Annotated in this window: 27 protein-coding genes; all 27 read right to left on the bottom strand. The window is 42.8% G+C overall.

Annotation, left to right across the window (positions count from 1 at the left end; translation table 11 throughout):
• Window position 1: 1 nt before the first annotated feature.
• The gene (locus tag NXG62_RS01720; RefSeq protein WP_427113319.1) at window positions 2-3097 is read right to left on the bottom strand and encodes a tape measure protein; all 3096 of its coding nucleotides are present in this window, start codon (window positions 3095-3097) and stop codon (window positions 2-4) included.
• Window positions 3085-3372, bottom strand: coding sequence for a hypothetical protein (locus NXG62_RS01715; RefSeq protein WP_418804433.1), 288 nt, complete (start codon window positions 3370-3372; stop codon window positions 3085-3087). The genes NXG62_RS01720 and NXG62_RS01715 overlap by 13 nt, the downstream gene beginning before the upstream one ends.
• Before the next feature lie 38 nt (window positions 3373-3410).
• Entirely contained in the window at window positions 3411-3803 is a 393-nt protein-coding gene (locus NXG62_RS01710; RefSeq protein WP_187107529.1) for a hypothetical protein, read from the bottom strand.
• Complete coding sequence (locus NXG62_RS01705; protein WP_118005337.1) at window positions 3790-4266, bottom strand: phage tail tube protein; 477 nt, start codon at window positions 4264-4266, stop codon at window positions 3790-3792. The genes NXG62_RS01710 and NXG62_RS01705 overlap by 14 nt, the downstream gene beginning before the upstream one ends.
• Window positions 4266-4673 carry a DUF3168 domain-containing protein gene (locus tag NXG62_RS01700; protein ID WP_427113318.1) on the bottom strand — a complete coding sequence of 136 codons (408 nt, stop codon included), beginning with the start codon at window positions 4671-4673 and terminating at the stop codon, window positions 4266-4268. Before NXG62_RS01700 ends, NXG62_RS01705 begins: the two co-directional genes overlap by 1 nt.
• Window positions 4670-5110 (bottom strand): HK97 gp10 family phage protein, encoded by a 441-nt coding sequence (locus NXG62_RS01695; protein ID WP_427113317.1) that lies wholly within the window; start codon window positions 5108-5110, stop codon window positions 4670-4672. The genes NXG62_RS01700 and NXG62_RS01695 overlap by 4 nt, the downstream gene beginning before the upstream one ends.
• A complete protein-coding gene (locus tag NXG62_RS01690; RefSeq protein ID WP_427113316.1) occupies window positions 5110-5430 on the bottom strand; it encodes a head-tail adaptor protein in 321 nt (106 codons plus the stop codon). Before NXG62_RS01690 ends, NXG62_RS01695 begins: the two co-directional genes overlap by 1 nt.
• Complete coding sequence (locus NXG62_RS01685) at window positions 5430-5696, bottom strand: head-tail connector protein (protein ID WP_418804424.1); 267 nt, start codon at window positions 5694-5696, stop codon at window positions 5430-5432. Before NXG62_RS01685 ends, NXG62_RS01690 begins: the two co-directional genes overlap by 1 nt.
• A 40-nt stretch (window positions 5697-5736) precedes the next feature.
• Window positions 5737-6918, bottom strand: coding sequence for a phage major capsid protein (locus tag NXG62_RS01680; RefSeq protein ID WP_427113315.1), 1182 nt, complete (start codon window positions 6916-6918; stop codon window positions 5737-5739).
• Between the two features lie 15 nt (window positions 6919-6933).
• Complete coding sequence (locus tag NXG62_RS01675) at window positions 6934-7677, bottom strand: head maturation protease, ClpP-related (RefSeq protein ID WP_427113314.1); 744 nt, start codon at window positions 7675-7677, stop codon at window positions 6934-6936.
• Entirely contained in the window at window positions 7628-8962 is a 1335-nt protein-coding gene (locus NXG62_RS01670; RefSeq protein ID WP_427113313.1) for a phage portal protein, read from the bottom strand. The genes NXG62_RS01675 and NXG62_RS01670 overlap by 50 nt, the downstream gene beginning before the upstream one ends.
• A gap of 48 nt (window positions 8963-9010) precedes the next feature.
• Entirely contained in the window at window positions 9011-9424 is a 414-nt protein-coding gene (locus NXG62_RS01665) for a hypothetical protein (RefSeq protein WP_427113312.1), read from the bottom strand.
• Window positions 9425-9530: 106 nt separating this feature from the next.
• Complete coding sequence (locus NXG62_RS01660; protein WP_427113311.1) at window positions 9531-11132, bottom strand: terminase large subunit; 1602 nt, start codon at window positions 11130-11132, stop codon at window positions 9531-9533.
• Between the two features lie 87 nt (window positions 11133-11219).
• Window positions 11220-11444: a DUF7678 domain-containing protein gene (locus tag NXG62_RS01655; protein WP_427113310.1), complete on the bottom strand. Its 225-nt coding sequence runs from the start codon at window positions 11442-11444 to the stop codon at window positions 11220-11222.
• An 88-nt stretch (window positions 11445-11532) separates the two neighbouring features.
• Complete coding sequence (locus NXG62_RS01650) at window positions 11533-11709, bottom strand: DUF5049 domain-containing protein (protein WP_427113309.1); 177 nt, start codon at window positions 11707-11709, stop codon at window positions 11533-11535.
• Complete coding sequence (locus tag NXG62_RS01645; protein ID WP_288204386.1) at window positions 11702-11938, bottom strand: DUF4314 domain-containing protein; 237 nt, start codon at window positions 11936-11938, stop codon at window positions 11702-11704. Before NXG62_RS01645 ends, NXG62_RS01650 begins: the two co-directional genes overlap by 8 nt.
• On the bottom strand, window positions 11922-12659 hold the full coding sequence (locus NXG62_RS01640; RefSeq protein WP_412619587.1) for a virulence protein: 738 nt from the start codon (window positions 12657-12659) through the stop codon (window positions 11922-11924). Before NXG62_RS01640 ends, NXG62_RS01645 begins: the two co-directional genes overlap by 17 nt.
• Window positions 12660-12765: 106 nt before the next feature.
• The gene (locus NXG62_RS01635; RefSeq protein WP_427113308.1) at window positions 12766-14040 is read right to left on the bottom strand and encodes a site-specific DNA-methyltransferase; all 1275 of its coding nucleotides are present in this window, start codon (window positions 14038-14040) and stop codon (window positions 12766-12768) included.
• Window positions 14041-14148: 108 nt separating this feature from the next.
• On the bottom strand, window positions 14149-14724 hold the full coding sequence (locus tag NXG62_RS01630; RefSeq protein ID WP_118005324.1) for a terminase: 576 nt from the start codon (window positions 14722-14724) through the stop codon (window positions 14149-14151).
• Between the two features lie 131 nt (window positions 14725-14855).
• Entirely contained in the window at window positions 14856-15209 is a 354-nt protein-coding gene (locus tag NXG62_RS01625; RefSeq protein WP_427113307.1) for an HNH endonuclease, read from the bottom strand.
• A 140-nt stretch (window positions 15210-15349) separates the two neighbouring features.
• Complete coding sequence (locus NXG62_RS01620) at window positions 15350-15769, bottom strand: DUF1492 domain-containing protein (RefSeq protein WP_118005322.1); 420 nt, start codon at window positions 15767-15769, stop codon at window positions 15350-15352.
• Between the two features lie 67 nt (window positions 15770-15836).
• Window positions 15837-17192, bottom strand: a complete 1356-nt coding sequence (locus NXG62_RS01615) for an SNF2-related protein (RefSeq protein WP_427113306.1) — start codon at window positions 17190-17192, stop codon at window positions 15837-15839.
• Entirely contained in the window at window positions 17167-17760 is a 594-nt protein-coding gene (locus tag NXG62_RS01610) for an HNH endonuclease (protein ID WP_196592866.1), read from the bottom strand. Before NXG62_RS01610 ends, NXG62_RS01615 begins: the two co-directional genes overlap by 26 nt.
• Window positions 17738-18022: a VRR-NUC domain-containing protein gene (locus NXG62_RS01605; protein ID WP_427113305.1), complete on the bottom strand. Its 285-nt coding sequence runs from the start codon at window positions 18020-18022 to the stop codon at window positions 17738-17740. Before NXG62_RS01605 ends, NXG62_RS01610 begins: the two co-directional genes overlap by 23 nt.
• A 225-nt stretch (window positions 18023-18247) precedes the next feature.
• Window positions 18248-20596 (bottom strand): VapE domain-containing protein, encoded by a 2349-nt coding sequence (locus tag NXG62_RS01600; RefSeq protein WP_427113304.1) that lies wholly within the window; start codon window positions 20594-20596, stop codon window positions 18248-18250.
• Entirely contained in the window at window positions 20589-21020 is a 432-nt protein-coding gene (locus tag NXG62_RS01595) for a DUF4406 domain-containing protein (protein ID WP_427113303.1), read from the bottom strand. The genes NXG62_RS01600 and NXG62_RS01595 overlap by 8 nt, the downstream gene beginning before the upstream one ends.
• Window positions 21010-21810 (bottom strand): phage antirepressor, encoded by an 801-nt coding sequence (locus tag NXG62_RS01590; protein WP_427113302.1) that lies wholly within the window; start codon window positions 21808-21810, stop codon window positions 21010-21012. The genes NXG62_RS01595 and NXG62_RS01590 overlap by 11 nt, the downstream gene beginning before the upstream one ends.
• Window positions 21811-21864 lie beyond the last annotated feature (54 nt).

The following is a 21864-nucleotide window of genomic DNA, read 5'->3' as shown; positions in this document are numbered from 1 at the left end:
CTCATACACCCCTTAATCCAGCAGCGACCATATTGGTCAGGCCTTCAAACAAATCATCCACATCAGCTGCATCATTAATATCGCCATAAATATTTTGCGTAACTGTACTGTTTCTGCTGCTTCCTGCTTCTACAATACCTTCAGCGATATTGTTAAATACAGCCCTGTTTAGAGGCAATGCTACCTCACTATCTGCTCCTTCACCAATAATGCCTAAAGTTGGTCCCGTAAAATATCCACCCTTAGCATAAGCGCCTACCTCAATATTACTGCCGGAGGTCTTTGCTCCGCCGCTTATTCCTGAAATGGCTGCTATAGATGCTCCCATTGCGGCTGCTGTTGTAAGTGATGTAGTAACCATACCCAAAGCTCTGGCCGCTGAACCTGGATGCACTGTTTCATAAGCTACTGCGGCAGGTGCCCATACAGCAAGTTCTGCTGCTGCCTGCGCTGTGCTGGCAGCCTGTTCTTTTTTCTGCAAATTCTGCCCCATAACATGGGATACAATCATCCCCGCAGCCTGCTTGGCAAAATACTGGGCAATAACCTTAATCATGCTCTTGCCCAAATCAGCAAAGGCATCTTTGGCACTTTTTGCATTCGTTAAAATACTGGTAAAAGCATCTTCCAAACCGTTCAAAGCCGTACTGTAAAGTCCCGCTGCAACCTGTGCCATCGTCATATGAGCCGCTAAAAAAGCCTCTTTATAGGTATCTAGCATTGTTTTCTGTGCTTCCATATCATTTAAACGAATAGCGGCTTCTTCAGTTAAAACCTCCTGCAGCCTGGCAAGATCATTCGTCTTATATGCCTCATCAATATTAGCCTGAATATCTTTGCACTGAGCATGATACTCTGCCCTCGTATCCTCATAAACTTTATCTTCAGCAAGCTTATCCTTAAGCATTTGTTTATGAAAGTCCAGCTCCCCTGTTTCAGTTTCCGTAAAAGCTATGTTTCGTTCTTTTAGAGCTGCGATAAAGACGTCCTTTTCAGTCTGGTTAAGGCCAATAAAGGTGTTGGATAATTTAGTCCAGCGTTCTTCAATACCGCTTACCGTCTTTTCATGTTCTAACTGCATCTGCATAAGTTCTGCAGCCGCTGCATCTGAATTAAATACAGTGCCTGCTTTTAAGGATTCAAAAGATGCATCGTGAATACTGTTTTGTATTTCCTGTGCTTTTTTAGCTTCTTCACAGAGAGAATTAATGTGCTTTTGAGCATATAACTCACTAAGACGCTGTTTATCTCTTTCGTAGTTTTCATTGGCAGACTTAGACTTTTCAAGTTCAGCTGTTTCTTCCTTATACCAACGGTCTACAAGCTGAGATTTGGTATTAAAAGTACGTACCCATTCGTCTTCAATCGTTTTAGATGTACTGGCAGCTTTATCTGAAAGATTATCTTCTCTTGAATCTGTGCCTCTTCCTCCGCTGGAATCAACGGAACCGACTGACGGAATTTCGCCGCTACCACTGCCTTTAAAATTGCTGAAATCCGGCATTTTCCATTCTTTTTTTGGTGTGCTTACTGCACTTTTACTTCCATTTTCTTCATTTTCTCTGCCAACACTATTTAGAGCTGCATTGGTTTCAAATATTTTAGAAATAAGACCGGATAGCCAGCTGACTGCATTCGAAACAAAATTAGAAATAGTGGATAGACCACTTGATGCCCAGGCGGGTAAAACACTATCCGCCATATTTCCTAAAACAGATGCTATGGCATTTAAGGCTGAGCCGATGGCATTCACCATCCATTCAAAAACACTGCAAATGCCTTCAATTACGCTGCTTACCGCAGTAAAGAGAAGTGCTGCCCCATTAATCAAACAGCCAAAATATAAAAGAACTCCTTCAATAACAACTGCTGCTATTGCACCAAAAGCTACAAATAGCGGTTTTAGAGCATTTAAAACACTGCTTAGCAAACTTCCTACAGCAGAAAAAGCTGACTGCAAAGCACTTCCTGCTTTAGTTAAAAGCTCCGTCTTTACACCCATGAGTCCAAATACATCGGCTGCACTCATGCCGCTTGACCACAAGGCATATAAACCTGAAGCAATTACGGTAATTGCTGCTATAAAAGGGGCCGCAGCTGTTACTGCAGCACCGATTCCTGCTACAAAAGGTGCTGCCATCGCAAGTGCCGCAGCTCCGGCGGCATACATGGCAGGAATCGCTACTGCGGTTAAAGCTGTACCAAAGGCCACAATTGCCACTTGTACTTCCGGTGGTATACAGTTCATAATAGCTTCTCTGATGCCTCCATTTTGCAGGTTTTCTGCAAAGCGGCTCAGCCACTCACCAATAGAGCTGAACAGTTCAGGCAAATTAAGTGCTTCGGCTATAGCAAGACCAGCCTGCGAAGCGACCTGCCCTAAGCCATCCATAAGGTTAGACCAAGTGCCTAGTATAGTACCGCTTTGCTGCTCCATCATGCCGCCATAACGGCCTTCCATGCCTCCGACAAGTGCATCCAGTGCCATTTGGCTGTCCACCATACTCTTAGTAACCATATCCTGTGCAGTTGCCACCTCTGTACCAAGCTTATCCGCCAAAAGCTGCCAGGCAGGAATACCAAGTTCTGTAATCTGCATCATTTCCTGGCTGGCAAGTTTTCCCTTAGCAGCAATCTGACCTAAAGCAATCGTCAGGCGATTAACACCGTCCTGCCCTGCACCAACTCCTGCGGCTGCATCACCTACGGCAGTCAGAGTTGGAATAATCTGTTCTGCCGTAAAGCCAAAAGCCAGAAACTTCTGACTTGCTTTTGTAACATCGTTAAATTCAAAAGGTGTATGTGCCGCAAAGCTCTGCAGTTCTTTTACAAAGGCACCTGCACGTTCAGCACTGCCCAGCATATTAGTCATGGCAACCTGAACGTTTTGGAGTTCACCACCTGCTTTAACAGCATATACACCTAAAGCACTCAAAGCTGCACCAAGGCCTTCTAAAACAGTAACCGCCTTACCGGATAAATTCATGCCTTCAGAGCCAAAAGCGGATTTAAGCTGTCTTTTTGTTGCTGCTATCTCTTTTCTTAAATCAGAAGAATCTGCCCCTATTTTTACTAATAACTCTGCTACCGTTGACACTCGTCCGCCTCCTTCCTTTTAGCATAAAACTCCCTAAAGAAGTTATCCCGTTCTAATTCTTTCTCACCTGTTGTTTTCTTAGGCAAAAATGGTTTCATAAGCTTTTCCGGGGTTATTCCCTTAGTCTGCGTGGCCATAAGATTTGCCGTAAAGTATGAAGCTGTCCAAAGATTGGTCATTCTTCTTTTTTCATACCCTTCAGCTAGTTTCACTAGTTCCATCGGTGTAAGTTCATAAAATTCCTTTGGCTTTAAGGCGAGAGGTCCATAAGCCACACTCTCTGCCCACTTCAGCCACGCAAAAAAAGAAGGGACTATCTGCCCTTCCTTGCGTTTTTTCTTTCTGCTGTTAATTCCTCACTTGCCGAATCCGTCATTTCTTCCGGAAACAGTTTGTAATATACGGCCTTACCTAAAATGCCGGACCCTGCAATACATTTAACCACGGGAATCTGAATATCTGTTTCAAGTTCTATGCCCTCCTCCACTAATTCCTGCATTTTCTCGGCATACCACTGCGGTGTACGCATTTTATGATGACGAAGTGCCACACTTAAAATGATAGTGAGCATTCCTAAATCAAGACTTTGGTTTTTGATGATGTCCCCGGCAGGCTTTCCCGTCATGCGTTCAATATCTATAAGCCTGCCGATATTTAAAAACATATACTCATTTTCGCCAAACAACGGAAACTCAACCTTCTTCATTTACCGTACCTCCAGTTTTTAGATCAGATAATGGACCAGCCCCGGAAAGCGTTCCTTTTAAGGTAGCTACATCATCGTGGGGCGTAGAAAGACTGCACTCTGTTAAAGAGGCCCACCCCATCAGATAGCTTTGATCTGGATATTCAAACTTAATATTTACCTGCTTATTATTTAAAAAAGCAGCTTCAAGAAATTTTGCTCCGGTATCTCCGGCAAGATAAACACTTTCTAAGTCAATAGACCAGCTTCTAAGTCCAGGAAGCGTTGCTTTCCAGCCACCGCTTGTTTTATCCGAAGCATCTATTTCATCTGCCTTGCGGGATAAATCACCGCTTCTCTGACCACCTACTAAGGTCCAGGTAGGTGCTGCTTCGGTAGTTCCTGTATTTACATACAAAAGATAATCTTTACCTGCCGTTGCCTTACTGGTACTGACAGGCTCAGCAAATACTGTATATGCCATTAATCTTCACTCCTTCTCATGTTCTGTACTAATATTACTAAACTGATCACTCCATTGTAGCCTGTTTCTTCCTCCGGATAAGCCTCAAAGAAATCCACCTGCTGCCGAATGGCTGTAAATTCATCTTCACTTAAATCTATCTGCTTGGTCTGCAAAAGGCTAATTACCCGGTTAGCAATACTGTTTATTTCAAACTTGCCTTTATAGGTAGACCAGATATTAAGCTGCACCGTTACTTCCACTATATCCTCGTACTTTGTGCCTGCCTCTTTACAATTAAATGCACCAAGCGTCATAAAAGGCAGTTTTGCCGTTTCCGGCACATAATCATAAACAGGCACTTTTTCATGTGCTCTAAGATACGCAATAAGAGCTTTCTGCAGTGCATTTAATGGTATACGTTTCACTTATTAAGCACCTTCTTCATACTGGACACTATCTTAAGTTCTTCTGCTTCAAAGCTTGGCTCGATAAAAGGCCTGCCTTTTCTGGTCGGTATTTTGGCACTTTTTCTGAAGATAACTTCCCCTCCTGCCGCAACGGTTAAAGCTTTTTTGTTTTTAGGGCGAACAATATGTGCCTTAGCACCAAATTCCACAATATGTGCATAAGGCGTTTTAGCCCTGACTGTTCCTTCTGGCTTACGTCTGTCGAACCCGGATTTTATGGACTTTTTAAGTTTTCCAGTTCTTTGGCTTACCTTCTGCCTTGCACCTCTGGCAATATTTTTCGTACCATCCTGCAGTGCATTTTCAATACCAAGGCGTGTTTTACCATCCCAGGCACTAATACCGTTCAACGCTTTTGTTAAATCATTACTGGTAACCTTCGCATAAAACTTCATTACACACCCTTCTCATATTCAACTATTTCTATGAAGGTGCTGTCCTTATAGAATCTCTCTACCGATACAATCTCATATTCCCTGCCCTGCCATAAAATATGCCAGCCCTTCTTGAGGTTAAGATAGGTACGTGTTTTCAGCATCACGTTATTAACGGCATTCGGAGTATCAAAAACCTGCTTGCCGGTATATTTGGAATCTTTAACTTCAACCCACAGTCCTGTCTCTTTTTCATACACAGTACCGTAGCCGCCATAACCATCACTTGTCAGCACAGGCCTTAAGACCTCAACACGCTGATTTAATTTTGCAATCCGCACTAAAATTCGCCCCTTCTTTCTGCAAAAAATAAAGAACGCAGGGTGAGCATGAGCTGCCTGTAATCTGCTTCTTCCCTGTGTTCATAAAAATAGGCAGCCGTATACATAATAGCCGTTTTGGCATTAGCTGCCATATCTAAAGCATTGGCATCACCTCTTACTACATCCATACATACTTTCTCAGCAGATTCCAATAAATGAGTAATAAGCTCATCCTCCTCATCTGAATCCACTCTGAGATACAGCTTCATTTCTTCTAATCTCACAAGCAAAATGCTCACCTACTTGTCCTTAAATTTCTATCTTTTATTCGCCGCTGTCAGCCTTCAGCTTTAAAACCTGCACGGCTTCCGGCAAAATAAGCTTTCCGTCTACACGCTCCTTAGCAAGATAAGCTACCATGCCGTTTCCTGCAAACAGTTCTCTAAGTTCAGAGAAAGAACGTACCCCACGATCACCGATGTTGTAATAGCTATAGTCACCAAAAGCAATAGCCGTAGTTGGTGCAAAAGCCGATGTATGTACTGCATAACCTAAAATTCTGTCCGGCTCACCTGCCTGATACGAAGGCTGCCACATATAGGCTCCATTATTATCTTTAAGCTTACGTAAAGCAGATAAGGTTTGGTCATTTAAAATAAAAGCTGCAGATTTTCTGTAAGGACGTTTTAAGGCATAAACCAAAGACAACATATCGTCTGCCTTAATTGCAGCGGTCAAAGTATCTGTTACTTCAGCACCGCCTGCAGCAGCCAAAAGTCCAAGAGGTTTACCTACCCCATCACCGTTTAAGAAGGCATCTTCTTCCGCATTGGCCAGTGCCTTGCCAAACTGGTCTAAAATATAGTTTTCAAGGTTAAAGGCATTATCATAGAGGAGTTCTTCAGTTACCTTAATAGCCACATGAAGCTTATGTGCATCTAAGAGAATCTGCTTAAAGGTTGCATCGCCAAAGGAAATAGCTCCGCCTTCTTCAATCCATGCCGCAGCTGGTTTAGTGGCTGCAATATTGATTTTGTGTTCACCGCTGGTAGTAATTGTCGTAGCAAGCTTACGCATAATGTTCTCTTCAGATAAGGTATCGATTAAGCGGCTGTCATATTCCTCTGGCACAAGGTAGCCGCCATCTGCATCCACGCCTTCCTGCAGGACATTACTTACACGTTTGAAGTTGGATCGGAAAGCATCCAGCATGGCGGTTTTATACGCATTAGATGCTCTGCCAGTCTTTTCTTTCATCGAAATATATGTCTGTGGTTTAGCAGTAATGGGTGTATTCACCGCTTTAGCAAGTTCTTTATCAAAAGCCTCCTGTTTTTCCATTCTTTGAATTTCCTTGCCCAGACTGTTGATGTCTTCCATCATACGATTATAGGTCTGGTCATCTTCAGCACTCAGTGTCCCTTTTTCCGTACGCTGATTTTCCAAAAAGGCCTTGGTTGCCTCCCATGCCTTGGCTCTTTTCTCTCTTAATTCGTTAATATTCATTGTGTATTTCCTCCCTTAAATATGATCCTTTAATAAATTTAACTGCTTCATGCATTCTTCTACCGAACGCTCTTGAATAATGGGTTCTGTCTTAATGCGACATTTTTCAGTAACCTTAGTAAAAAAAGAATTTGTTACTGCTGCCTTAGAATACATCACAGAAACATCCGGTTGGTCTAAAGCTGCACTTTCAGCATTTCTTTTTAAGATACCGTCTGCAAATCCAAGTTCCACTGCTTTATTCGCATTCATCCAGCTTTCCTCATCCATAAGGTGTGCCAGTTTTACTCTGGCAAGTCCCGTCTTAATTTCATAAGCATTAATAATGCTCTCTTTAACCTCAGAGAGCATTGCCATAGCTTTTTGAAATTCAGCTTTATCTCCAGCGGCAATCGTTGACGGATTATGAATCATAAGCATAGATACCGGACTCATTAAAACCTTACTGCCTGCCATTGCAATAACCGAGGCCGCACTTGCGGCAATGCCATCAATTTTCACCGTGATATTGCCCTTGTAATTCATCAGCATATTGTAAATCTGAGCCGCAGCTACGCAGTCACCGCCAGGACTGTTAATCCAGATGGTTACGTCACTTTTATCTGCCATAAGCTCCTGTTCAAACAGCTTTGGGGTAACATCATCGTCATACCATGACTCCTCAGCTATCGTTCCGTTTAAAAATAAAGTGCGCTCCAAAATAGGTTCATTATCTTTGTTTTTGATGGTTTTGTTCTTCCACTTCCAAAACTTCTTCATTCTTTTCCTCCGTTTCCTTAGATTGCTTTGCCGCAAAAATCCCTGCATCGGCAAGCTTGGTCATATTGCCGTTAATAAGATACAAATCTCCGCCTTCTTTTTTAGAGATGCGGTCAAGGTTCTCCAGCTGTCTGATGTCATTTGCGCTCATCCAGCCATTCTGTCTGGCAGTGGCATAGCCATTCATGCGGCTTTCGTAATCGCCCCTTAAAAGACCATCCACATTAAATTTAATGAAATACTGCTCCTTCTCCGTTTTAGATAAAAGAGACCGCACCATTGCCTGCTCCCATCTGACAAGCCAAGGCTCTAATGTATATTTAACAAATTCCAAACTCTGCTGCTCTATATTAGAAAAGCTCGATTTTTCAAGGTCACCAACCATGTGAGGCGGTACCCTAAAAATTCGAGCTATCTCATTGATTTGAAATTTTCTTGTTTCTAAAAACTGCGCCTGTTCCGGCGATATGCCGATAGGTGTATACTTCATGCCCTCTTCTAAAACTGCTATACGGTGAGCATTGCCGCTTCCTTGATAGACTGCATTCCAGCTTTCTCTTACTCTGGCAGGGTCTTTAACAATACCCGGATGCTCTAAAATTCCTCCCGGTGTCGCACCGTTAGCAAAGAACTTAGCACCATATTCCTCGCAGGCAATTGCCATTCCAACAGCATTCTTTGCCATTGCAATAGGGCTATACCCGACAAGTCCATCAAAGCCAAGTCCCGGAATATGCAGCACATCTGATGGCTGAAGAATGACTATGTTATCTCGGCTCAGCTTGGCTTCATCCTTACCTCTCCAATATTGGTAGTAAAGCCGTCCTTTATTGTCCCGGTCAACTGTCATACGGTTTGGCATCAAGGGATAAAGTGCAATAACCTCTCCCTTACCGTTGCGGATAAGCTGCGCATAAGCATTGCCCCAAAGGAGCAGGTGCGTCATAAGAGTTTCCCGAAACACAAAGGATGTCATCTCAGGATTTGGTTCATCATGCAGGAGAAAATATAGCTGATTCTCTGCTGCACGTTCTTTACCGCCACTTTCATTATATTTATATAGGTGCAGCGGCAAACCTGCTACTGCCTCTGCCAATATCCTTACGCAGGAATACACAGCAGTCATCTGCATGGAAGAACGCTCGGTTACAGATTTGCCGGATGTAGAACCACCAAATAAGAACCTGTAAGCACCTCCTGCGGTGCTGTTTGTAGGTTTATCTCTAGACTTGAATAATTTGTGCATTAAGTTAAAAATATCGACCACCTCCTTAAATTTGGACATAAGAAAAGCACTCATGCTATTTGCACAAGTGCTCACAAAGAACAGAATTTATTTTATTTCTACAACTGTTTTTACTATTTGCATCGTACGTATTGCATTTTCATCATATTTGTAGCAAGATGCAGATTTAAAATATTTTCCTCTATTATCTTTAGGCAAATCTTTTTGTTTAATAACTTTATATCCAAACGGTTTTAGAATAGATTTCACTAAGTTTCCTACCGCCGTTTTTGGAAAAGACAGCTTCAAATCCACTCCACAATTAACTTTTGAATCGTACCACTTCTCAATTTCAACTGCACAGGCAGCCAATGCAGGTTTATCACGATCAGAGAACTCAATCATTTTTATAATGTTTTCATCAGCGTTCAATTTATCAAATAATTCCTGCATATCTTTGTTATTCTCGTACCCAGAGCAATTTTTGTTTTCCATTATAAAATCATTAAATGTTGTTTTCATAGCTCATTCTCCTTTTTCAGTTATGTATTATCAGCTACCTTATAATACAATATTACTATATAGCAACGTGCTTGTCAACTGTTTTTACATAACTTATTTTGGATAACTATAAAATTAAAATTCCTCTCTCATCATAAACTGATGCTCCGTTATCATTTCCACAGCGAATTGCTCGGTCTAATGCCATTATTGTGGCTATCGCACCGTCAATCTTCTCTGTGGATTTTTCTTTATCCGCCTTGATGTTTCCAGCAGGGTCTGTACGAATAAAGATATTATCCATCATCCACCGAAGAACCGGATGACCGCTATGAGCCAAACGCTGCTCCAGTGTCAGCTTCATTAATTCTTTAGTTGGAGGACTCATATCCTTAAAGCCTTGGCCAAATGGCACTACAGTAAATCCCATTCCCTCCAAATTCTGCACCATCTGCACCGCACCCCATCGGTCAAAGGCAATTTCACGAATATTATATTTCTCACCTAACTGCTCAATAAATTTCTCAATATATCCATAATGCACGACATTGCCTTCCGTAGTCTGTAAATATCCCTGCCGTTCCCACACATCATAAGGAACATGGTCGCGTTTAACTCTAAGGCCTAATGTTTCCTCCGGTATCCAAAAATACGGCAGAATGCTGTATTTATCATCTTCATCTTCTGGTGGAAACACCAATACAAATGCTGTAATATCTGTGGTACTGGAAAGATCAAGACCACCATAGCAGACTCTTCCCTTTAAGCTTTCTTCATCTGTAGCAAAGGAGCAAGCATCCCATTTGTCCATTGGCATCCAGCGCACGGCCTGTTTTACCCATTGATTGAGCCGAAGCTGTCGGAAGCTGTTTTCTTCTCCCGGATTTTGTTTGGCAGATTCACAGGCAGCTTTTACCTTATCTATGCCAACCGTAATATCTAAAGAGGGATTAGCTTTCTTCCACACCTTAGGATCTGTCCAGTCATCTGTTTCTTTCGCACCGTATATTACCGGATAAAACGTACTGTCATGTTTTCTACCATCTAAAATATCCCCCGCTTTCTGATGAGTTTCATAACAGATAGAATGTGTATCCGTTCCGGCTGTTGTTATCAAAAAATATAAAGGCTGCATACGTGCATCACCGGAGCCCTTGGTCATAACATCAAATAGTTTTCGATTAGGCTGAGTATGCAGTTCGTCAAACACAACGCCATGAATATTAAAACCATGCTTACTGTAGGCTTCAGCTGATAATACCTGATAAAAGCTGTTTGTCGGCTGGTAAATTATTCGTTTCTGTGATGCTAGTATCTTTACTCTTTTATTTAGTGCAGGACACATACGCACCATATCGGCTGCAACCTCAAAAACGATTGATGCCTGCTGGCGGTCAGCTGCACAGCCATAAACTTCAGCTCGTTCTTCACCATCACCGCAAGTAAGGAGTAATGCCACAGCAGCCGCAAGCTCAGATTTACCTTGTTTTTTAGGTATTTCAATATAGGCTGTATTGAATTGCCTATACCCATTAGGCTTTAAAGTACCAAATACATCACGAATTATTTGTTCCTGCCAATCAATGAGTTCAAAAGGCTTACCTGCCCAGGTTCCTTTAGTATGGCATAAGCATTCGACAAAATTGACTGCATAATCTGCAGCAGCCTTACTATAAACGGAAGTTTTATCTTTGAATTTTGTGGACTTATATTTCTTCAACTTTCTCAAATGCTCACTCCCAATTAAGGCATAAAAATAACCGCTTAAAATCGGCTGTACTAGGAATAGAGCCTCCTGGCTCCGTTCCTTTTTTGTTTAATTATTTTCTTTTAAGATAATCGCTAAGGCAAGCTCTGCTCCTTCGCTTTCCGGTTCTACGTCCCAACCTCGGTCATAGTTTACTACAATCTCACCATCATGCTTAATCATTACCTTGGAAACCCTACCTCCTTCAATACCGTATTCACTGCCTTCCTCGTAAACCTTGGCTTGGTATTTGTAAACCTTTCCTCTGATTAAAATTGCTCCTTCTTTCCACATGGTGCCTGCCTCCTTTTGTTTTTGTACTACATATATCACTCTAAAGGCTCATGATAGCAAGTTATTTCTGTACAATAAAGCATATCTTTTATTGCTCTCCTGTAAGGATAAATCTTATATATTCCTTACTATGTTCTTCAAGAAAGATTACCAATTCGTAGTAGCCAAGCTCGTTAGCAAGATATTGAACCATATTAGTATCAAATATATTGGTGCGGCCGCTGTCACGAATAGAAAGTATCTGCTTTTTAATCGTTTCAGTCATTGTCACCGTCCCCAATCTTTACCGCTAGGTCTTCACCGTAAACAACATTAAGACCGCTGCCATTGTCCCAATCCACCATCAATGAAGCGGTATCATCCACCCCAGTAACAGTCCCAAGCGTTCCAAGAGGCGGTGCTTGGCAGTCATCCATTCTCACCAGTTCTACCCTTGTTCCTGCAGGGTATTCTCTGCGTACTTTCTCAACAATTTCTTTATTCGGAAATCTCATCGCTATTCATCTCCTTTTTCGCACCGCTCTTAAAGGCACTGCTGCCGTTAAGGTTCTTCAGCAGAATTTTACGGTCAGTTTTATAAATTTCTCCTATAAACCCCAATCGAAGAAGGAAACAGCGGAAAGCATATTTTTCATTGGGGACTTCCTTTTCCGTGCTGGAGATGCGTTTATGTTCTCGGCTCATTTTGCAGAGGGCAGAAATGAAATCCGTGTAAGCTTTGACGGTATCAGCAGCCAAGCCGTCTGAAAACCAAGGGAAGGAAATCTTATCTGCATCAATAATGATGGGAAGTTCGCTGATGCCCAGTGCCTTTTTGATAAGGCTGCTCTTGGATTCCAGAAGATTGGTAAGGTTGCCTGCAAGCACCGCATCCAATGGCATTGCCACTGTCAACCCCGCAGTTTCGTTTTTAAGTTTTTTTCCCGTAGTCCCGTATGCAGCCAATGGCTCTTTACTAGCGATTTCCGGCTGTGGTTCATCATATGCGGAACTCTTGCAGTGAAAGCCTTTTTGTTCAAGCTGTTCTAGCACCTGCTCGATTTCTTCGCTGTTTGCCATGTCGTTAAAGGTAAGATTTCCTTCTTTGGTTACTGTGAAATAGTCCACTGCATAAGCATAAGTTGGTGTTTTCTGATAAACCGCTTTGGCTCCAGTAATTTCTTCTAATGTCTTTACAAATGGTTTTCTGTCGGTGATGTTGTAAATAACTTTCATTTTGTAAGTACCTCCTTTTCTTCGGTACTACATATATCACTCTAAAAGGAATAAATAGCAAGCTAATTATGTAGAAACTTTTAAGTTATTTTCCATCGCCGCTGACCTACAAATCCTCAAAGCGGATGGTCTTTCCATCACGGATGACCGATACAGTATCTGCAGAGCCGACCTGCTCAATATAACGCTTTACTATAACATCACAGTATTTTTCATCTAGCTCAATGGTATGACAGATTCTGCCTAACTGTTCGCAGGCAATCAAAGTGCTACCGCTGCCGCCAAACGGATCAAGAACGATGCAATTGCTCATACTGGAATTCTTAATCGGATAGGCAATAAGTGGAATCGGCTTCATGGTCGGATGGTCACCGTTTTTCTTCGGCTTATCAAACTCCCATATGGTAGTCTGCTTTCTGTCGGAGTACCATTGATGCTTGCCTTTCTTTTTCCAACCGTAAAGGCATGGCTCATGCTGCCACTGATATGGACTCCTACCAAGCACTAGGCTCTGTTTTTTCCAGATACAAGTTCCCGACAAGTAAAAGCCTGCTTCCGAGAATGCCTTTCTAAAATTTAAGCCTTCGGTATCTGCATGGAACACGTAAATGCTGCCATCTTCTGCCATTACCCTTTCCATGTTTGTAAAAGCATCTAACAGGAACTGGTAAAACTTATCATTCTCCATATTGTCGTTTTTAATCTTTCCTGCACCGCCTTCATAGTTGACGTTGTAAGGCGGATCCGTTACAACAAGATTAGCTTTCTTCCCATCCATAAGAGTTACATAGGTTTCCTCCTTGGTGCTGTCCCCACAGACTAGGCGATGCTTTCCAAGCAACCATACATCACCGTCTTTAGAAACCGGCGGCTTTTTAAGCTCCCCGTCCACATCAAAATCGTCCTCCTGCGTATCACCATCATCTCCTGCAAACAGTTCAGCTATGTCTTTTTCGTCAAATCCTGTTAAGGCAACATCAAAATCTGCACCTTGCAGGCTCTCTATCTCCACTCTGAGCAGTTCTTCATCCCATCCTGCATCCATGGCCATACGGTTGTCCGCCAAAATATAGGCTTTCTTTTGAGCCGGAGTAAGATAGTCCACAAATACGCAGGGTACTTCTTTTATGCCTTCCTCCTTGGCTGCTAAAATTCGTCCATGACCAGCTATCACGTTATGTTCCCGGTCGATAATGACAGGATTAATAAAGCCAAATTCCCTTAACGATGAACGTAGTTTCAGAATCTGTTGTGGATTATGCGTTCTAGCGTTGTTAACATAAGGTACTAATTTTTCTATAGTTACTAACTGCATTTCCGTTGTTGTTTTTTCCATTAAGCACTGTTCCTTCCAAAATCTTGCTAAGGGCCTTTTCAGCACCCTTGATATTGTCAGCGAGAGCCTGTCCCTTTAAAGTTCTGACCTGCTGTTTAGTAAGCTTTGGTCTATAAAATTTCAGTTTATGTAAAAAAGCCGTAAGCTCCATCATCATTTTCTCCTTGCCCGCAAAAGCAGCTCCATGGTATCTGTCGTGCTATCCTCAAAAACCTCTGTGCAGTTTTGCTTAACAATGTCGTAAATTTCATACCAGATAAGATTGGCACTTTTCTGGTATTGCTGTGACATCTGCACAAAAGGCGAGGTCATAACCCCACCAGTCGTTGGATGTTTCCCCAATAAACCATATGTGCTTGTTGCCTCTTCGCATTGAATATATCTTGCCATAGCCTGTGAATAGGTTTCTATAAGCCGTGGATTTACTAATCTTTCACAGTTGCGCTCTTTTAACCACAGCCAGGTTTCTTTATATATTTCATCAGCACCTAAGGGAACTCCATTTTTCTGCCTTGCCGATAAATAGTCACTTGGCTTTGGCATATCCATTCCCTCTAAGACCGCTCCTTCCGGTAAATCTACTGCCTCTAATTCCGCTGTTTTAAGTACAGGAATATCATTGGCTAGAACCTTGACTGTTTTCCCATTTTGTATTTTCTCTGCGGCTGCAGTCGGCTTATCACCTGCTCTGACTCTTCTGCCACCACGGTTCGTACCGTCCCTTGCCATTATTCACACTCCTCAATCTATATCTTAGGGTTAATCCCCTGTTTGAACTGCTCTTTTTGTGCGTGAAGCCCCCCGCCCGTTCCTCCCGTACAAGGGCTTTGAGATTTGACACCCCCCTCCCTGCACCTTCATCAGTGCCAACGATCACCATTTTGTGCATGAATCCTTGCATGGCACTCTTTACACAAAGCTATAAGGTTCTTCCTATCATGAGTTCCACCTTTAGAAAGAGGCAGCTTGTGATGTATCTCTTCCGTCTTAACGTACCTGCCCTGTGCTACGCACTGCTCACACAAGGGATGCCCGGCAGCATAGCTGTCCCGGATTCGCTTCCAGGCTCGTCCATATCTACGGTGTACAGCAGGGTTTCTGTCGTACTTCTCGTAGCGTTTGTTTTCTTCTTTCTGGTGTTTCTCACAAAACCGTCCATCCGTTAAGTCAGGACAGCCTGGATAAGAACACGGTCGTTTAGGTTTTCTTGGCATCTTCTCACCTCATTTTAGGCATAATAAAAGCCCTGCAGGTCGGTGTGACCCACAAGGCTCTCTACGATTTTACCCGTTTATATTTTTTTGCTTTTCGCTATTATAATAATATCACAGGTGCTTACTCTCATTCTATCACATTAACTCTCATGTTCCGGTGGCAAGATAATTTCTTTCAGTGCCGCACTATGCATTCGGTGTATGTGCTGCATAGAATAATTCATATCCACGGCAATCTGCTCCCATGAGATAAAGCACAGATATCGTTTTTCTAACAGCGTCTGGTATTCCACATTTGGCACGGCTTTTATAACACCCATGATTTCTCGCTTTAGTTCTACAAGCGCATTGATGTCCATATTTATTTCTTCCTGCAAAGAAACAATTTTAATTACGGCATCTGCCATCTTGGAACCGCCACGGTTTGGATTTCTCGGCATATCACTGATTACAGCGGAACAGCTTGTAGCTAAATCATTTAAAGATTCCACCTGCTGAACCTTCGAGTGAATACGCTCATCCAGATATCGTGCCTGCAATAAGTATTCTTTTTCTGTCATATCCTTACCTCCGAAATTTTGTATTCCACTCGGATTGGCTTGGATTGTCATAGGTTGACTCTGATTTTCATAGATTGGCTTTTACGGCATCAATCAAGGCGGATTGGGAGGTATCCTTGGTTTTCAGTGCCTTGATGATTCTCTCGTCAATGGTGTCTTTTGCTATGATGTGGGTAATGACCACGGTTTCTGCGGACTGACCCTGCCGCCAAAGTCTGGCATTGGTCTGCTGATATAATTCTAGTGACCATGTGATGCCGAACCATACCAAGGCAGAACCACCCTGCTGTAGGTTCAGGCCGTGTCCTGCCGATGCCGGATGTATTACGGCAATTGGGATACTGCCGTGATTCCAGTCGGCTATATCCTTTGCGGTCTTGATTTCTCTCACATCAAAGCGTTTTTTGATACGCTCCAAATCGTGACGAAACCAATATGCCACAAGGACAGGCTTTCCGTTTGCCGATTCGATGATATCCTCCAGTGCATCCAGCTTTCTCTGGTGTATCTCCAGAACGCTCTCATCATCAGAATAGACTGCTCCGTTTGCCAGCTGGGACAGCTTGCCCGACAGCGATGCGGCATTGGCGGCTGTGATTTCTCCATCCGGCAGCTGAAGAATGAGGTCTTTTTTCAGTTCCTCGTATTTCTTCTTTTCCGCTTCCGACAATTCCACCGCCAGCTGTGTGCTGATCAGTTCCGGCATTTTCAGATGGTCGGTAGATTTCATGGAAATCGTAATATCCGAAATCTTATCATAAATCTGCTGTTCGGCATTTGGCAGCGGCTTGTAATTGTAAATAATTTGACCGTTCCGCTTGTCCGGAGAGAAATAGGCATTTCTGTATTGACCGATAAATCGTCCAAGCCTTGCACCCATATCCAAAAGTTTGAACTCTGCGAATAAATCCATTAAGCCGTTACTGGAAGGAGTGCCAGTCAGACCTACCATTCTTTTTACCTTCGGTCTTGCCTTCATCAGTGCCTTGAACCGCTTGGACTGATAATTCTTGAAGGACGAAAGCTCATCCACAACCACCATATCAAAGTCAAAGGAAACCCCGCTTTTCTCAATCAGCCACTGCACGTTCTCGCGGTTTATGATGTAAATATCCGCCTGTGTTTTCAGTGCCAACAGTCGTTCTGACTCAGAACCAACTGCCACCGAATACTGCAAGAGGCACAGATGCTCCCAATGTTGTATCTCATTCGCCCAAACATTACCTACTCTCAAAGGGCATATAACTAAAACACGATGAATATCAAAATAGTCAAACATCAAATCATTTATAGCCGTAAGTGATGTTACAGTTTTCCCAAGTCCACAATCTAAAAGGACTGCAGCTACAGGATGTTCAATAATAAAATTGACACTATATTCCTGATACCCATGCAAATCATTCTTTTTTAATAAATCTGCCATGACAGTCCCTCTCTTTCTGGGAAGCGTGTATTTTCATATGCTCTGAAGCTGTAACAACTTTTAAATTGGCAAAATCATTATTTAGATGATTGCCGTCAATATGATGAACATCCTCATTCTCTTGAAGTTTTCGTCCAATCTTCATTTCTGCAAGCCTGCGATACAGTTTTTCTCCTGATATCATTTGATTATCTGCACCAGCTTTTTCAAAATTGACGTAGTCGATATAGCACCCATAATCACAAAAATTATGCTCGTTTCTTGCAACATCAGAACGCTTTTTGTAAATTGGATTGCCACACCAATCGCATGATACATATATTTTTTTCACTTTGAATTCATAGCTGCATTCTGGGCAACAGAAGAAATGTTCGTTTCTCTTTTTATGGTTACCTCTGTATTCAAAAATTTTCCCACAGTTATCACACGTTCGCAGACTCTTCAATCGAAAACGTTCTGCGTTTGCTTTTCCTAAACACGCTCTGCAGCAATATTTTTTTTCATGAATGTGATTATGGTTTCTCTCAAATTCTTTTCCACACCAGTCACATTGAATTTTCAATTTCATCAAGAACCCCTCCAATCTGCTCCTCACTGTCAAGAACATACACTCGAAATCCCAGACGGCTCAGCAGTCTGTGCCTTGCCAGCTGTAACGGTCTTGGCTTTTCTCCCGGTGCTTTGACTTCCACAAAGGCAAACTTACCATGCGGAATAAGCACCAAACGGTCCGGCATACCATCGAAGCCGGTAGAAGTGAACTTGGGACATATCCCGCCATTCTTTTTTACTGCCATTGCAAGTTTCTGTTCTATTATTTTTTCTCTCATTTCATCCTCCTGTTCCCATTACCTAAAATCCCTATACGCGCGAATGTGTGCGTACTCGATGCAATCTACTCTTTATTACAATTATTTTATATTTAATATAATTATTAGGAACACAGGTACAAAAGCAGTAAAGTTGGCTACCGCCCTCACCCTTGAGGTGTTCCCAGCCTTGTTCCTGTCACTCATTTTAGGAACAGAAACACAGGTTGGGAACAGTTCCTAACATCACAGTTTTTTAGGAACATCGTCAGGAACACTTTTAGGAACAAAAACATACTGTGGTCCATATAACTGCATTCTGATTTTATTCGCCAGACGATTCCACTCGAGTTTAATCAAAATCGCTGTAATTGCATTTGAATCTGCCCGTCCGATATTGGCTCTTTCTTTGCCAAAGCACTCGCACCAAATTTCCATACTGCTGACCTGTGTTCTTCTTACGGTGCCTTTTCTGCCGATTTCGCCCAGCTCATTTCCACTTAGGAAATTTCTGCGTTCAAACAAATCCATAGCATCCCAGTTGTCAGGGAGCAGCGTATCAAGGTACTCGCGCACCAAACCCTCGCGCTCATCTGATTCCATAGCAGCTCGCTGTTCATCCTTAGCAAGACTATCCTCTTCTGGTGTCAGATACAGCTTTTCGCCTGCCTCAACAAGTTCCAGTGCTTCTGCCCAAATCTGCTTCACATCCTGTTCTTTCAATTCCCATGAATGCTTTTGTCCATTTCCCGGTGTCTTTACTGGCCAGAATCGTCTGTTGCCTGTAGTATCACGAAGATAGCCTGACTCTGCATTCGTAGTACCAATGAAAATACACTGACGGGGATGCGGATTTGGTCTCTTACCAAAAGCGGCTCTGTAAATATCATTCTGTCTTGAAATAAAAGAACGCAGTGTTTCCACCTCTGCCTTGCGAAGTCCTGCCAGTTCTCCAATTTCCAAAATCCAATATCCCTGCAGTTTTTCCGCTGCCGTCTTGTCCTTGGTATCGCTAAGGCTCAGTGAATCCGAAAACCACTCACCGCCAAGCAGTGAAATAAGTGTACTTTTACCGATACCCTGTGGGCCATTCAGCACAATCATCGTATCGAATTTACAGCCGGGGTCTAATACTCGTTTTACTGCAGCACATAATGATTTCCTTGTTACCGCACGAACATATTTATTGTCCTCTGCACCAAGGTAATCAACCAGAATGGTTTCCGCCCTCTTAATGCCATCCCATTCCGGCAATGCATGAAGAAATTCACGAATCGGATGGTAGGAACGGTCATCCGTCACCTTCGTTACAGCGATTTTATAATTCCTTTCAGAAAAGGTGCCATAGTTCGTATCAATGTAGCTAATCAGCTGTGCATCATCTGCATCTCTCCAATATTTAGCAGGATGCTGCCAAGGCACACTGCCTTTGATTTCCATACCATCAAGCTGTTGATTAAATACGATATCCTGCAATTTTTCATCATTCTCAAGCACCAATGTAAGGTTACGCAGAGTATTGCAAAGATTCCCGTTCTTATCACGCTGCAGTGCCTGCGTCCAATCCTCAAATTCCTGCTTGGCATTTTCCTGCTTTTCTTTTAACAGCTGTGTTCCTACACGCTCATCTTTTAGCAAAAACTCTACTGCCGCAGCATAAGATTTCTTTTCATCCAAATCTGCGAATTTGTGAACTCGAATCAAATCAAATGCATTAGACAGCTTGCCCCCGGCCGGGTCCGTTGCATGATGGCTGTAAGCAAATTTATCCTCATAAATCACAACACCCGCAGCCCCCTCGCCGGGAATGTAATCGTATCTGCCTGAACCATCAGCTGTTGGTGCATAAACATCAGAAAGAAATGTATCCATAGCATCCTGAATCGTATAGGCTCGGCACACCGCTCCGACTACACCTTCTTTTTCAAGTGGATCTTTCTGTTGCTGTACTTTTCTGTCAGCTACTTTACTTTCCTTCGGTGTGGTAGGGAGCAGAGAGCAGTCACGCCAATTTGGATGCTTTGCAAAGATCGTATCAGGGTCAAGCCAATCGCCCTCAATGACACCAAACAGATATTCTCCGTTGGATGGGCAGGTCGGCCAGTACATCAGCTGATGGGGCGAAAAGGAGCAAGGGTCAAGCATACTGATGAATCCGTTGTCCTGTGCGTAATATCTCGCTGCCGCATTGAACTCATCGGGTGTCATATCACGGCTGACCGGGATAATCATTCTCGCTCTCGGCTTGTCCGCTGTATGGCTGTGGGTTGTATAGTAGCAGCCCTTGTTGCTAATCTTGGCGCTGATATCCTTTAGAAAATCCTGTTCAATACTGTCGAGGTCATATACCAGCATGGAACGGCAGACCACTTTGTTTGCCTGTCTGCGATTGCCGCTCAGATGCCCTGCCACAAATCCACCCTTATCCTTAATATCATCACGCTGTCCCTTTGGCAGTTTCGGATATTCCTCCGCTGTTTCAGAGGTGTAGATTGGGGTACGCAGTCTGTCACACAGTTCCTCAAATTTTATGGTTTTATTCGACCAGAACTTTGCAGTTCTGCTGTTGCCGTATGCAATATTCAAATCACGCATTTTTGCTGACCTCCCTCAAATCACTGCTGAAATATCTTAATCTGTAATTTTTCCTTTTGGCTCTCCTGATTTCAGCATCCATCCCGGCTGAGATAATTTCTCCGAACACCCACACTTCGCTGCAGTGGCTCATCAGCACATTTCCAAAATGTATCCCTAGTTCACGTTCCGTTAAATCGTTATCGTTAAGAAACTGCGGAAACAGCAAATGCGGAGCAATGGGAATATACCCCTGCTCCACAGCATAACGGCTGTACTTTCGTGCATTTGCTGTGTTTCCGACAACATCTCCCGAAAATGGGGAGCATACATACACCATCGGTCTGTAGCTCCGAGCCACCTTCGTTTCCTGTTCGATATTGGATAAGGCACCGTAAGTGGTCGGATCAGGATAACCTTCGCTGTTATACCTATTAATCGACATCACTGCTCTCCTGTTCCATTGTTGGCAAAATTCCATCTGCTTTTAATAATTCATAGACAAACAATCTGCCTTTTTGTGTCCAGTAGGTATGTGGCTTAGTATGAATCGTTCCGTCATTAGCAGAATAGCTATGTGTCTTGGTGCTTGTATAACCTTTTTCTGCGTATTTCTGATATAACAGCCAAATGTCACCCTGTTTAAACTGCACACCTTTTTCATGGAGATAACGATTCATCCAAATAGCAGACTTTCCATAATCTTTCGCTACCGTAGAAGTGGAAATAAGGTCTTTGCAGTTAAGTACCACATCGTAATAGCTTGCCTTTGGCTTCATTTCCGCAATCTGCTGTTTTTGGACGGCAGTAGTTTGTTCAAGCAGTCGGTTCTTTTCTCGCTCTTCCTTTAATGCAGTAAATGCTGCAATCGCAAGGTCAGGATTTGCAATTAGTTCATCTGTCGCATACACACCATGTTTTCTTATAGTTGGAAGAATCTCGCTTGTTACCCAACGTTTAAACCTTCTTGCATTCGGCATCTTGCTAGAAAGAATAAGGCTGTAAAGGCCAGACTCATTTATCAGAACCGGAGCCTGTTCACGTCCGATGGAGTCACGAATCGTTACCCCATCGGTTTTATCCTCTTCATCCACATGGTCTAGCAAAGCTTTCCTTGTATTGCTATAGCCAAGAATTTCAGCTACGTCCTTTCCCACAAAATAAGGAACTCCATTAATGTCTGCTGTTCTCACCGAGCCAAACTCAGCATTTTGAAAAATCTGTATTCCGTTCATTGAAATACCTCCCATTCATATTTGGAGGATTAGTCCTCCTACCTCATAGCCACG

Source organism: Megasphaera sueciensis, from assembly GCF_050219315.1.
GTDB classification, from domain to species: domain Bacteria; phylum Bacillota; class Negativicutes; order Veillonellales; family Megasphaeraceae; genus Megasphaera_A; species Megasphaera_A sueciensis.
Note: the sequence above shows the minus strand (reverse complement) of the source record. Positions and strands in the feature narration are given on the sequence as shown.